Here is a 14395-nt window from a genome sequence, read left to right on the forward strand (position 1 = left end):
TAAATGCTACACCATATTTTACTTTTCTTGTCATAAAAAATGCCCCCAAAAGTGTCTAACTTTTTGGGGGCAGTGTAAGAAAGGTCGCATTTTTTTTATTTCATAACACCTAATTGTGTTAATATTTTTTCTTCATAAGGATCTATCTTAAATTGATCAAATTTTACAAAATCTTTTCCATCTTTCAGATACCCTAATTGATAATTTTGACGAACAACAGGTTGATTTTCGAAACTTTCTAAAATAGGCAATTCAGAAATCGGTTCTAAAATTTTTTCATTTGTAGTCGAAATTAAACCAAAATGCATCAAATAATTTTCTTTGGATAAAAAATAAGGAAAATAAGCCAACACATCAGGACGTTCAATTTTCAAAGAAGTTGATTCTCCAAAAGTTGCAAAATTTTGATCAACAGGTGTTAAATATTCGTATTGAAAATCAATAATTAATTGATTGTTTTTGTCAATCATTCCCCATTTTCCATCTTTTTCTACTCCAGCCAAACCAGCTCTAAAATCGGTACAACCATCATATTCAAACGGAATAATTACTTGATTCAATAAATCAATAAATCCCCATTTTCCGTCTTTTTTTACAGCACAAATATTCTCAATAAAATCACTTGATAATTCATACTCAAACGGAATCAAAACTTGGTTAGACTTGGTTATAAATCCCCATTTTTCGTTTTTCTGAGCACTATATGCATTAATCGTTGTGAGAACTAATTTCTGGTACTCAAAAGGAATAATTACATTTCCAGTTTTATCGATTAAGCCAAATTGATCATTAATAGATATTGGTGCTAAATTATTGCGATCAAAAACAGTTAACTCTTCAAATGTTGTTGTTTCTTTGTGAACGAAATCATCAAACTGATCAGTGTCTTTTGGGTAAATTTTAGTCATAATTCTTTAATTCACCACAAAATTAAAGAATCAAAAATTAACAGATATCTTTTTATTTTAAAAATATCCGATTTTAAGCACTTTTTTGTAAATATAATTCTTATTTTTGTAGGAAAGCTTAAAGTATAACCTATGAATATTTTTACTAAATTATTTTTTAGTGCAGCCATAATGTCGAGTAGCTTTGTTTCTGCTCAACAGGAAAACATTAACATTACAAATCTTCCAACGACTATTAATAAAGATTATTCTTTTGATGGAGTTTGGAATATTTCAAATGATGTAACTACTTCTAATTACAAAATTTCTGGCGGAAAATTGACTAACTATTCAGATAAAACTAGTCAAACTTTATTTTTTGATTTATATTTTGTTCCTTCAAAATCTTCGTTGGATTTGTATGATTTACCTAACAAAATCACAACAAATGCCCAATTAGGAACTCTGGAAGGGAATGGAACAAGTTTTAATAATGTAAATGTAACTTTTAAAGCAGCAGATATCCAGAAATTAGCAGATGGAGATTATACACCAATTTTATTATTGAAAGAGAGAGAAACAAGCAATGTTTTAAACTACAAGATTTTAAATAATAAAATATCATTACAATCGAATGATATTATGATTGATAAAGTAATTGATGATGCTAGTTTACCACAATTAACGGAGAAAAGTACATTAGCTTCTACAAAAAATATTGACGCAACTTTATCAGATATTTATATTCCCGTAGAGAGTTCATTAGCTATCGAAAATGCAAACAAAAAAGTAAAATTAGCTGGTGTTTGGAAATTAGAAATTGATTTTAATACATTAATGGTTACAGTTGATGGTATTAATAATTCTATTCAGAATTTAGATTCTAAACCAACAAATGACTTGAAATTATTAGTCTATTTTTCAAAACAAAATATTACAGATGCAAAAAAAATAGATGGATTTGAATTGCTTAATTTTGATATTACTCCGGTTGCCGCTTTAACAAAATTAAGTAATCTTGATTTTACAACTAACATCACAAAGTTAGTTCCTGCGGGTGAATATTATCCAATTGTGGTTTTGACAGAGAAGAATAATGAAGGAAACTATGTAATCAAATCTACTTTGAGTTTAGGTGAAAAATATATTTGGAAATAAATTCTAATTAATAAACAAAAAGCGAAATCTTATTGATTTCGCTTTTTTGTTTGGTATAAAATGTAAATCAATTCTACATACTTGTTGTAACTTATTGTTCCTTCTTGATTATTTGCTTTTAAGAATTGATTATTTAATTCTGAAAACGTATCACTTGCTTTTCCTTCATATTTTAAATAATGATTTAATTCTGCTTGACGATCAAGCTTGATTTTTGGATACATATTATTCAATTCCATTTTTACAAAATAAGGATCAGACTTGTAAATTGCACCCAAAAGCGTATAAATACTTTTATAATAAATAGAATAATTAATTTCGGGATTCTTCGATTTTGAGCCTAAATAATAAGCCAAAAAATTTGCTTCACTTTCTGATGCAAATCCCATTTGATGACCATATTCGTGAAAAAGAGTAGCAGGTTGTTTTAGATTTGTATTGTAACGATTCAGGTTTGCTTCAACTGTAAACGGATTGTAATAGCCTAAAATCCCCATATAATTTTGCATTTTCGAAATCCAAGATAATTTGAAATGAACATTTTCTAACAATCGATAATTTTTCAACCATTTCAAATCTTTTATAGAAAATTGTAGTGAGTAAAATTCTTCATTATAATCATTGAGATTAGATTTAAACTGAATGGTTGTTGTAGAATCATTGTGTTCTATTTTATTACGGGCAATAATTGCTTTGTCTAATTCGATACAATACATTTCTTTTAGAATTTTTGGTTGAATTGCAATTTCTTTTTGATGAAAAGTTAATGTGTCTTTTTTATACATAACTCCCCAAGCGAATATGTAAATAAAATAGAAGCTATTTACAAAAATCAATAGATGATAAATAGATTTTGAAGTTTCACGATTTTTGTAAAAAAAACTTCTAATCACTCTGAATATAAGAAAGAAACCAAGAATACCAATCATTAAATAAAAAATCTCACCTAATGGTAATTGAACAGAATTGGTCATTTTAGCTACAAAAGCAGATAGGGGGAAAGTTATCCTTTGAACGATAAAATCAATGAAATTATCAGATAAGAATAGTACAGAAAAGAGAATAATTTGTGCAATTAATACTAAAAACGAAATGATGGTTTTATTCAACTTCTTTTGCATATTGATTGGCTATAAAACTAATATAAATTAATTGAAAAGTATGGTAAAGCATAATTGGAATCAAGTATATACCGATGTCACCAGAAAAAATAACTGCAGCAATTACCGAGCCATGAACCAACGATTTTTTGGTTGCACAAAATTGAATTGTAATATCATCTTCTCGATTAAAATTCATTTTTAGTGCGATCCATTTAGAAAAATTAAAAAACATAAAAAATAAAGTAACCACTACAACGAAAACAATTAAAAGAGGAATCAAGCCTAATTTGTCAAAAATTCCATCTAAAAATGTGTGACTAAAACTATTGTAGACAATTAAAATGATGGTTAACTTATCTAAGTTAGAAAATTGTTTTTTGTATTTATGATAGAAATTACCCAAAAAAGGTTGAGATAAAGCACCAATAATAACAGGTAAAATAATTTTTAGAACCAAATCTAAAAAAATTCCTAATAAATCAAATTCTCCATCACTTTTTGATAAAAATAAACTCATCCAAAGCGGTGTGATAATAATACCGATTAAACCAGAGATACTCGCATTAAAAATGGCACTGGGTATATTTCCTTTTGCAATAGAAACCATTACTACAGATGAAGAAACAGTACTTGGCAAAGCCGCAAGATAAAAAATAGCGACATAAAGTGTGAAATATGCAGGATAGTTCTTAATTAGTGGATAGAAACAAAGAACAAGTATTGGAAAAAATATAAACGTTATAGATTGGATTAATAAATGCATTTTCCAGTTGGACAAGTCCTTGAAAACATCTTTCCAATTTAATTTTAACCCATAAAAAAAGAAGACTAAAATAATACCTATATCTATTATTGTATTAAGGTTAATATTGCTGTACGACCACAAACTAATATTTGGGTATATGTAAGCAACTAAAATAGCTATAAATAAAAAAAGGATAAAAGGATCAGGTAATTTGTTTAAAAATTTCAAAATCAATATAATTTAAGCAAAAATAATAAATAACTTTCAAAACATTTAACAAATAATTAATACTTTTATTTGGCGTAAAAGCAATATAAGATTAATTATTTGTAAATTGATGTACTTTTTTTATATATTTGTAGTAACAACACCTAAAATCTATCTTATGAATACATGTCTTCAATGTAACCAAACACTTTTTGGTCGCAAAGACAAAAAGTTTTGCAATGACTTTTGTCGAAATTCTTATAACAACAATCTGAACCGAGACAAAGTAGAGATTGTAAGAAATATTAATAATCGATTAAGAAAGAATAACCGAATTTTAAAATCTTTGTTAGAAGAAGGTATTCGTTCGGTGGATAAAAATGAACTTAGTCTTAGGAACTTTGATTTTAGATACATTACGAATGTTGATGAATCTAAAAATGGCACAATTTTTTATGTGTACGATGTTGGATATCAGAAATTAAACGAAGAAAATTATTTGTTATTTCAGGAATAAATTTTTATTTTTTTATTGAAAAAGCGCGTTAATTATTTAATGCGTTTTTATTTTTTAAAAAATACGGTTTCTTTTAGATTAGTCAGTACAATAACTTTCCAAAATACATTAACTTTGCGCCACGATGAAAAAAGATATCAATCAACTCGATTCAAAGGAATTTATCCTAATAAAAGGTGCAAAGTTGCACAATCTAAAGAATATTGATTTAGCGATACCAAAAAATAAATTGGTTGTGATTACTGGAATGTCTGGTTCTGGAAAATCTACGTTGGCTTTTGACACATTGTATGCAGAAGGTCAGCGTCGTTATGTTGAAAGTTTGTCGTCTTATGCGCGTCAATTTTTAGGAAAATTAGATAAACCACAAGTTGATTATATCAAAGGAATAGCTCCGGCGATTGCGATACAACAGAAAGTAAATTCAACCAATCCACGTTCTACAGTTGGTACAACAACAGAGATTTACGATTATTTGAAATTATTATATGCCCGAATTGGAAAAACATATTCACCGATTACAGGAGAATTAGTTCAGAAAGATTCGGTGACGGATGTTGTGGATTATTTGAAAACTTTTGAAGCCGAAACAAAATTTATTCTTCAAATTAAATTGGTTGTTCCAGAAGAACGTACGTTTTCTGAACATTTAAATATTCTTCAACAACAAGGGTTTACACGTTTAAGTGTAGATGGAAATCAAGTCAAAATTGAAGATTTAATTTCGTTTAACTTTGAGCCTCAACCCGAAAATGATGTTCATTTAATCATTGATCGTATTGCATTACCTACAGAAGACGAAGAATCTTTTTATCATCGTTTGGCAGACTCTATCGAAACTGCTTTTTTCGAAGGAAAAGGAGATATTGCAGTTGTAAATATAGATCATAATTCAGTTAAATATTTTTCAAATAAATTCGAATCTGATGGCTTGATTTTTAATGAACCAAACATTCATTTCTTTAGTTTCAACAATCCTTATGGTGCTTGTCCAACTTGTGAAGGTTACGGGAAAGTAATTGGGATTGAAGAAAATCTTGTCGTACCAAATAAATCGTTATCTATTTACGAAGATGCGGTGGTTGCATGGAAAGGAGAGAAGATGAGCGAATGGAAAAATCATTTTATTAAGCAATCACAACAAGTCGATTTTCCTATTCACAAACCTTATTTTGAATTATCAGAAGAACAAAAAGAGTATTTGTGGCGAGGTGATTTGAATTGGGAAGGATTAGACGGTTTCTTTAAAATGGTTGAAGAAAACACCTATAAAATTCAATACCGTGTGATGTTGTCTCGTTACAGAGGAAAAACAACTTGTCCGACGTGTAAAGGAAAACGATTACGCAAAGAAACTAATTTTGTGAAAATTGCAGATAAATCAATCAGTGATTTAGTTGATTTACCGTTAAATGAATTGAATGATTTTTTTACAAGTATTCAATTTAATGAATATGATCAGCAAATCGCTGGTCGAATTATTTATGAAATAAAATCTCGTTTAACTTTCCTATTGGATGTTGGTTTAGAATATTTATCGCTCAACCGTGCGTCAAATACATTGTCTGGAGGAGAATCGCAACGTATCAATTTAGCAACTTCGTTAGGAAGCAGTTTGGTTGGATCGATGTACGTTTTAGACGAACCTTCGATTGGTTTACATTCGCGAGATACGGAAAAGTTTATCACGATTTTACATCGTTTACGTGATTTAGGAAATACAGTAATTGTGGTGGAACATGATGAAGATATCATGAAAGCTGCGGATTATATTATTGATATTGGTCCAGAAGCTGGAACAAATGGAGGAGAGGTCGTGTTTGAAGGAACTTATGACGAATTGATAAAAGCTGATACCTTGACATCTAAATATTTGAATGGGAAATTAGCAATTGAAGTTCCTAAGAACCGTTTAAATTCACCTAATTATTTGAAAATTATAGGTGCACGAGAAAATAATTTAAAGAATATTGATGTTAAATTTCCACTAAACGAATTAACTGTGATTACAGGAGTTTCTGGTTCAGGGAAATCAACGTTAATGAAAGATATTTTAGCACCAGCTGTTCAGCGTCATTTTGAAATCTATGGGAATAAAATTGGTGATTTTGATGATTTAGTTGGTGATTTGAAACAGTTAGAAGGAATCGAGTTAATTGATCAAAATCCAATTGGGAAATCATCGCGTTCAAACCCTGTGACTTATGTGAAAGCTTATGACGATATTCGAAATTTATTTGCATCACAAAAAGCGAGTAAAGTGATGGGATTTCAGCCCAAACATTTTTCGTTTAACGTAGATGGTGGACGTTGCGATGCTTGTAAAGGAGAAGGAACAATTACGATCGAAATGCAATTTATGGCGGATGTTGAGTTGGTTTGTGAAGATTGTCATGGAGAACGTTTCAAGAAAGAAATTTTAGAAGTTAAGTTTGAAGGAAAGTCAATTTCAGATATTTTGAATTTAACAATTGATGAAGCTATCGATTTTTTTGCAGCACATCAACAAAATAAAATTGTAGAGAAGTTAAAGCCTTTGCAAGATGTTGGTTTAGGTTACGTGAAGTTAGGTCAATCGTCGAATACGCTTTCAGGCGGAGAAGCGCAGCGTGTAAAATTGGCTTTTTTCTTGACAAAAGGAGAAACCACGAATAAAACCTTGTTTATTTTTGATGAACCGTCTACTGGTTTGCATTTTCATGATATTCAGAAATTAATCAAGGCTTTACGAGCATTGATTAATTTGGGACATTCAGTTTTTGTGATTGAGCACAATATGGATATTATTAAAGTTGCCGATTGGGTAATAGATCTTGGACCAGAAGGAGGGAAAAAAGGTGGTTTCTTAGTAGCAGAAGGAACACCAGAAGATATTGTAAAAGTAAAAGAATCGTATACTGCGCAATTCTTAAAAGAGAAATTATAACGAACAAAATGTATAAAACCGAGTATTAACTCGGTTTTTTTATGGTGTAGTACATGTTGAATTATGATAAACAGGAAAATTGCATGAATTTGCAATAAAACACAATTCATTTGCTTTTTTATGCAAAGAAAGAGCGAGCTCAATTTGCGTTTCATCAGCAATAATAACTTCTGGAAATAAATTGACTACAATAATTTTTCCACTTCCATCTGCATTCACAACTAAAGTTGCTTCAGAATGATCAGTGTAAGAAATGACCTCAATTTTATGTTGAGCACAACAATATAAGTACGACATCATATGGCATGAAGTTAAACTACTTAATAACAAATCTTCGGGATTATATAAATTAGGATCTCCTTTGAAAGCTTTTGCTGCCGAAATTTCTAAATTAGGTTTTCCTTCATTCGAAATATGATGACTTTTTGTGTAAAATCTTTCTGAAGAATCTGAAATAGGCTCTTTTTTAATCCAGTTTAATGTAGTTTTAAAAATATGTTTCAATTGAAAATTTTTATCAAAAATAATCTTTTTAAATTTTAGTACTTAATATTTCGTAAATATGATTGCTTACTTTTGTAACAATTTTAATCAAAACGGAATGCCTTTTTCAAACCTTATAAATACGAACTCTAAACTGAATATTAAGAGTGAAATTTTGGCTGGATTAACTGTTGCAATGACCATGATTCCAGAATCGCTCTCTTTTGCTATTTTAGCAGGTTTATCACCTTTAATTGGTCTTTATGGAGCCTTTATTATGGGAATTGTAACTTCAATTTTTGGAGGTCGACCAGCAATGGTTTCAGGAGGAGCAGGAGCGACGGTTATTACGCTAATTGCGTTAAATGCGACTTATGGTGAACAATATATTTTTGCAGCAGTAGCATTGGCAGGTGTTTTTCAACTAATAGTGGGTATTTTTAAACTTGGAAGATTTGTTCGTTTAATTCCTCAACCTGTTATGTATGGTTTTCTAAACGGTTTGGCAATCGTGATCTTTATGTCACAAATCGAACAATTCAAATCAACATCAGAAGGGGGTACGCATTGGTTATTAGGTACGTCTCTTTATATAATGTTAGGATTAACGTTTATCACCATTTTAATTGTTTACTTTTTTCCGAAAATAACTAAAGTAATTCCTGCTTCATTGGTTGCAATTCTGATCACTTTTTTGTTGGTTTTAGGTTTTCAAATTGATACTAAAATGGTAGGTGATATAGCAACCATCAAAGGAGAATTACCTGTTTTTCATATTCCAAGTGTTCCATTAACTTTAGAAACCTTTAAGATTATTTTACCGTATTCGATTATTATGGGATCGGTAGGATTGATAGAAACTTTACTTACACTAACGTTAGTTGATGAGGTGACAGAAAGCAAAGGGAACTCGAATAAAGAATGCATGGCGCAAGGTATTGCTAATATGACCAATGGATTTTTTGGAGGGATGGGGGGATGCGCAATGATTGCACAAACTTTTGTCAATCTTGATGCAGGTTCACGATCTCGACTTGGCCCAGCAATAGGAGCAATAACAATCTTGGTTATTATTTTGGTTGGATCGCCAATTATAGAAAAAATTCCGATGGCAGCTTTAGTTGGCGTGATGATGATGGTAGCAATTTCAACATTTAAATGGGGATTTTTTAAATTAATTACAAAAATGCCTAAATCAGATATTTTTGTAAGTGTTTTAGTTGCACTTATAACTGTTGTTCTTCATAATCTTGCTTTAGCTGTTTTTGTTGGAGTCATTGTTTCTGCTTTGGTTTTTGCTTGGGATAATGCGAAACGAATAAGAGCCAGAAAATCTATCGATGACAATGGTCGTAAAATTTATGAAATATATGGTCCACTTTTCTTTGGTTCTGCATCTACTTTTTTAGATAAATTTGATATCATAAATGATCCAAATGAAATTGTTATTGATTTGAAAGAGAGTAGAATAGTGGATATGAGTGCAATAAATGCTTTAGATACAATTACTTTTAAATATACACAACAAAATAAAAAAGTTATTTTGCGTCATTTAAGTAAAGATTCTATATTACTATTAGATCAAGCGAAAGGTGTGATAGAAGTTAATATAGAAGAAGATCCAACGTACAAAGTGATGCCGAAATAAAAAGACAGCTTTATAAAAGCTGTCAGATGTTATAAATATCGTCCGTTAATTACATTCATATGGTGAATAGAATGACCAGCCATTACAAAACCAATTTTTTCGACAGAAAATTCTCGATCACCAACTTTTCCAATCCTATTTAAGGTTTCATCGTCAAAAGATTTGAATTGAAAATACGTAGCTTTCATCAAATTCGTCCATTCTTTGATCAATTCTTCTGGTTTTCGACTTTTTGCGTTAGAAGTCAAAACGTAGGCATTTTCATCAAAAAAATTTAATGTCTGAGCATCTTCTCTCGCAATATGCTGAGCACGATATGAAAAAATACGTTCACAATCAATGCAATGTTGTATCATTTCCTTTATTGTCCATTTTTCCTCAGCATAAGCATAATCCCACTTATTTAATTCGGTAACAATTGTTAAGGTTTTTTTGATATCAGCAATTCTTGTTTGTAAAGCATCTACGACTTCTATTCCATCATAAATAGAAGTATAATTTTCATGGTTTATTGTATTCATTTTTTTGTAATTTTTTACAATTTAAGCATTATTAAAATGACTTATTTTAAGTATTTGTTAAAATTTATGCTACATTTTTTTGAAATTAATTTTAAATCTAATAAAAAAATAAGATTCTTATAGATATCTAAAATCTTGCATTTGATAAGTTTCTTTTCCGAAAAAACGTTGCTATGTTTGAGAGTAAAGTAATTTTTAAAATAAAGAATATAAATAGATGATAGCGAACTTATCATACTCAAGCGGTGCTTCTAAATATCCTCTATTGGGAGAAACAATTGGAGAAAATTTACGCAATACTGTCGCAAAATATCCTCAGCAAGAGGCATTGGTTTGCGTTGATCAAAATTACCGTGCGACCTATACAGAGTTTTATTCTCAAACAGAACAAATTGCTAAATCATTAATTGCAATTGGCCTAAAAAAAGGTGATCGTGTTGGAATTTGGGCACCTAATCGCGCCGAATGGACATTATTGCAGTATGCAACTGCTCGTGTCGGAATGATTCTCGTTAACCTTAATCCTGCATACAGAGAAAATGAACTTGAATTTGTTTTAAATCAAGCCGAAATTTCAGCTGTTTTTGCAGCTTTAAGTTTCAAATCAAGTCAATATAAAATCATGTTGAACAATGTGAAGCAAAATGCTAAAATGTTAGAACATATTATCATTTTTGAAGAAAATTGGAATGATTTTTTAGAACAAGGTGAAGAAATATCAACATCCGAAATTCATCAAATCGAACAATCCGTACAGTTTGATGATGCAGTTAATATTCAGTATACTTCTGGTACAACAGGTTTTCCGAAAGGTGTTACTCTAACACATCATAATTTATTGAATAATGGTTTCTTTATTGGAATACGATTAAATTACACACATTTAGATCGTGTATGTATACCAGTTCCTTTTTATCATTGTTTTGGAATGGTTATCGGAAATATGGCTTGTACTTCTCATGGTGCCTGTATGGTCATCCCATCTGAAAGTTTTGATCCAGAAAAAACGCTAAATGCTGTAGAAATAGAGAAATGTACTTCTCTTTATGGAGTTCCTACGATGTTTATAGCGGAATTGGAATTGCCAAATTTTGATCGTTTTGATTTATCTTCTTTAAGAACTGGCGTAATGGCAGGATCGCCTTGTCCAATTGAAATCATGAAGAAAGTTCAATCCAAAATGAATATGAAAGAAGTGTCTATTTGTTATGGAATGACGGAAACTTCTCCGGTTTCGACCCAAACAATTATCGGTACCCCTTTAGAAAAACAAGTTTCAACGGTTGGTACAGTTCAAGACCATTTAGAAATTAAAATTATTGATCCGCAAACAGGTGAAATATTACCTCGTGGCATTGCTGGTGAATTTTGCACTAGAGGTTATTCAGTTATGCAAAAATATTGGAATAATCCAGAAGCAACTGCTCAAGTGATAGATGAAAATAACTGGTTGCATACCGGAGATTTAGCGACGATGGATGTCGATGGTTATATTAATATTACAGGAAGAATTAAAGATATTATTATTAGAGGTGGTGAAAATATTTCACCTAAAGAGATCGAAGACTTTTTGTATGAACACGAAGCAATTTCGGATGTTCAAATTATTGGAGTTCCAAGTATTAAATATGGTGAAGAAGTGATGGCATGGGTAAAAGTGAAAGAAGGTATAACAGTAACAGAAGATGAACTAAAAGAATACTGTTTATCAATTGCACATTTTAAACGTCCAAAATTTTGGAAATTTGTAACTGAATTTCCAATGACAATATCTGGTAAAATCAGAAAAATAGAAATGCGTGAAGTCTCAATTCGAGAATTAAACCTAGAAACCGCTCAAAAAGTAAAAACATCTTAAAAATCATTAAAAAGAAATAAAAGTAGACTCAAGAATAATAATTTCAGTTATCTTTGAGTCTATTTAATTTTGTATAAAAATAAACGATATTAACGATGTCAAATATCTTATTAATCGAGGATGAACAGGCTATCCGAAATGTTTTGAAAAGTATCCTAATGGACGAAAATCCGAAATGGAAAGTTGATGAAGCAGAAAACGGAGTGGTTGGAATTGAAAAAATAAAAGAAAAAGAGTACGACTTAATTATAAGTGATATTAAAATGCCATTGAAAGATGGGATGGAGGTTCTTTCGGAAGCGATGGAATACAATCCTGATTTAACAATGGTAATGATCACTGGACATGGTGACGTGGATTTGGCTGTAGACGCAATAAAGAAAGGTGCCTATGATTTTATATCAAAACCACCAGATTTAAATAAATTATTAACCACTGTTCGCAATGCCTTAGATCGTAAATCGTTATTGTCTACGAACAAAGAATTAAAGAAAGAAAATAAAGCATTAAAGAAAAAAGTAGCAAAAAAATATGAAATGATTGGTGAAGCTCCAGCCATTGCTGAAGTAAAACAAATTATTGATAAAGTAGCTGCTACAGATGCTCGTGTACTTATTCTTGGACCAAATGGAACAGGAAAAGAATTAGTTGCTCATCATTTACATGAAAAAAGTGACCGTAGTGTTAAACCTTTAGTTGAAGTGAATTGTGCTGCGATTCCTGCAGAATTAATAGAAAGCGAATTATTTGGACATGTAAAAGGTTCGTTTACAGGTGCTGTTAAAGATAAACAAGGAAAATTTGAATTAGCAAACGAAGGTACAATTTTCTTAGATGAAATAGGGGATATGAGTCTTTCTGCACAGGCCAAAGTTTTGCGAGCGTTGCAAGAAGGAAAGGTTTCACCAGTTGGTTCTGAAAAGGAAATTAATGTAAATGTTCGTGTAATTGCAGCAACGAATAAAGACTTACGTAAAGAGATTGAAGAAGGTCGCTTTCGCGAAGATTTATACCATCGTTTGGCTGTTATTATTATTAATGTTCCTGCTCTTAATGACCGCAAGGATGATATCCCATTATTGGTAGAACATTTTATAACAGACACAACAAGTCAAAAATCTTTTGATAAATCGGCTTACGATGCTTTAAAAGAATTGGATTGGACAGGAAACATACGCGAGTTGAGAAATGTTGTTGAACGATTATTAATTCTCGGAGATGATCCAATTTCAAGAAAAGATGTTGAACAATTTGTTAAAAAATAAACTGTTTTCATGACAAGAAATGTTCTTTTTCTAATAGCTTTTATTTTTTTGATGTTTTCGTGTAAGAATGAAAAAACAGAAATAGACAAAAGTTCTGATGGTTTGTCGCATGAAGACGTATTGTCATTAGAAAAAAGTTCTGTCTTTACGAATGAAACGCTCGTTTACAAAGGAATTTTTGAAGGGAATTACTATGGTGATAAAATCATCTTGAAATTGACTGAAAAATCATTTTTAGTAGAGTACAAAGGTCAATCGTTTGAAGGAGAATTGTTTAAAAAAGATGATGGTTCTTTAATAGAACTCGCGCCTAAAAAGAAAAAATTACCTTTTCAGTTTTTACGTTGGTCAGATAATTCAGAAATCATGATTCTAAATGAAGATGGAATGGCAGACGATAATGGCGAAAATTATTTAACTAGAATTTCAGAAAAATGAAAATAATATTTACGTGGATTTTCAGTGTTTTAATATTAACTAATTTGGTGAGTTGTAATTCAAATTCATCAAATAAAAATGATGAATTAGGAAAACGATTTTTCGAAAATTACTCTACTCGTGCCGATTATAAAAAAATGTTGTCTTTTTATAATGATAGTTTGGTATACGAAAATGTAGCCCAATATTCGGGCGCATCTACAGTTGATCCTCGCTATCTTTTGAATGAAATTGTGCGTTGGAATGATACGACTATGCAGTATGAGAACAACCAACTGTTGGAAGTAAAAGAATTATTTTCAAATGATTCGATGATTATTGCCAATGGAGAATTTTCTGCTTACACCTATAATGGAATGAATTTTCCTTCGATGAAGTTTACCACTTTTTTATATTTGGACGAAAATTCAAAAATAAAAAAACAAGTAGATTGGTTCAATTATCCAATCGAAGATATTATTGAGTTGTATCAATTGCAACAAAGTCAACAAAAAATAAAATTAGATCAATAATAATCAAATAAAAATCCAGTTAACGATTTAACTGGATTTTTTCTTCAAGATTTATAAAATATATTAGCTAAAAAACGCCATACAACAAACCATTAAAGCTGTTATTCCTGAATAGAAAAGCCCAAAG

General features: G+C 30.5%; 13 protein-coding genes. 8 read left to right on the forward strand and 5 right to left on the reverse strand.

What is annotated here, in order from left to right; translation table 11 throughout:
• Positions 1-95: 95 nt before the first annotated feature.
• Positions 96-908, reverse strand: coding sequence for a WG repeat-containing protein (locus tag IF125_RS11355; protein ID WP_225542572.1), 813 nt, complete (start codon positions 906-908; stop codon positions 96-98).
• Positions 909-1040: 132 nt separating this feature from the next.
• Here IF125_RS11355 and IF125_RS11360 point away from each other — a divergent pair, with 132 nt between their 5' ends.
• Positions 1041-2045, forward strand: coding sequence for a hypothetical protein (locus tag IF125_RS11360; protein ID WP_225542573.1), 1005 nt, complete (start codon positions 1041-1043; stop codon positions 2043-2045).
• Between the two features lie 29 nt (positions 2046-2074).
• On the opposite strand, the gene IF125_RS11365 is transcribed toward IF125_RS11360, so the two are convergent.
• Positions 2075-3166 (reverse strand): DUF3810 family protein, encoded by a 1092-nt coding sequence (locus IF125_RS11365; RefSeq protein WP_225542574.1) that lies wholly within the window; start codon positions 3164-3166, stop codon positions 2075-2077.
• Positions 3147-4127 carry a bile acid:sodium symporter family protein gene (locus IF125_RS11370; protein ID WP_317197140.1) on the reverse strand — a complete coding sequence of 327 codons (981 nt, stop codon included), beginning with the start codon at positions 4125-4127 and terminating at the stop codon, positions 3147-3149. Before IF125_RS11370 ends, IF125_RS11365 begins: the two co-directional genes overlap by 20 nt.
• 151 nt (positions 4128-4278) lie before the next feature.
• Between IF125_RS11370 and IF125_RS11375 the strand changes: the two genes are divergently transcribed.
• Complete coding sequence (locus IF125_RS11375; protein ID WP_171623612.1) at positions 4279-4617, forward strand: hypothetical protein; 339 nt, start codon at positions 4279-4281, stop codon at positions 4615-4617.
• A gap of 124 nt (positions 4618-4741) precedes the next feature.
• Positions 4742-7543, forward strand: coding sequence for an excinuclease ABC subunit UvrA (gene uvrA, locus IF125_RS11380; protein ID WP_225542576.1), 2802 nt, complete (start codon positions 4742-4744; stop codon positions 7541-7543).
• Positions 7544-7582: 39 nt separating this feature from the next.
• Here the strand turns inward: uvrA and IF125_RS11385 are convergent, their stop codons facing one another.
• Positions 7583-8047, reverse strand: a complete 465-nt coding sequence (locus tag IF125_RS11385) for an OsmC family protein (protein ID WP_225540493.1) — start codon at positions 8045-8047, stop codon at positions 7583-7585.
• A 97-nt stretch (positions 8048-8144) separates the two neighbouring features.
• On the opposite strand from IF125_RS11385, the gene IF125_RS11390 reads away from it, so the two are divergent.
• Positions 8145-9674, forward strand: a complete 1530-nt coding sequence (locus IF125_RS11390) for a SulP family inorganic anion transporter (protein ID WP_225542615.1) — start codon at positions 8145-8147, stop codon at positions 9672-9674.
• 29 nt (positions 9675-9703) lie between these two features.
• Here the strand turns inward: IF125_RS11390 and IF125_RS11395 are convergent, their stop codons facing one another.
• Positions 9704-10195, reverse strand: a complete 492-nt coding sequence (locus tag IF125_RS11395) for a DinB family protein (protein ID WP_225542577.1) — start codon at positions 10193-10195, stop codon at positions 9704-9706.
• Between the two features lie 217 nt (positions 10196-10412).
• Here IF125_RS11395 and IF125_RS11400 point away from each other — a divergent pair, with 217 nt between their 5' ends.
• From IF125_RS11400 to IF125_RS11415, 4 genes are all read left to right on the forward strand, one after another.
• Positions 10413-12053, forward strand: a complete 1641-nt coding sequence (locus tag IF125_RS11400) for an AMP-binding protein (protein WP_171623607.1) — start codon at positions 10413-10415, stop codon at positions 12051-12053.
• Positions 12054-12148: 95 nt separating this feature from the next.
• Entirely contained in the window at positions 12149-13318 is a 1170-nt protein-coding gene (locus IF125_RS11405; protein WP_171623606.1) for a sigma-54-dependent transcriptional regulator, read from the forward strand.
• 9 nt (positions 13319-13327) lie between these two features.
• Positions 13328-13756 carry a hypothetical protein gene (locus tag IF125_RS11410; RefSeq protein ID WP_225542578.1) on the forward strand — a complete coding sequence of 143 codons (429 nt, stop codon included), beginning with the start codon at positions 13328-13330 and terminating at the stop codon, positions 13754-13756.
• Complete coding sequence (locus IF125_RS11415; RefSeq protein WP_225542579.1) at positions 13753-14268, forward strand: hypothetical protein; 516 nt, start codon at positions 13753-13755, stop codon at positions 14266-14268. Before IF125_RS11410 ends, IF125_RS11415 begins: the two co-directional genes overlap by 4 nt.
• Positions 14269-14395 lie beyond the last annotated feature (127 nt).

This window comes from Empedobacter stercoris (assembly GCF_020281205.1).
Taxonomy (GTDB): Bacteria; Bacteroidota; Bacteroidia; order Flavobacteriales; family Weeksellaceae; genus Empedobacter; species Empedobacter stercoris.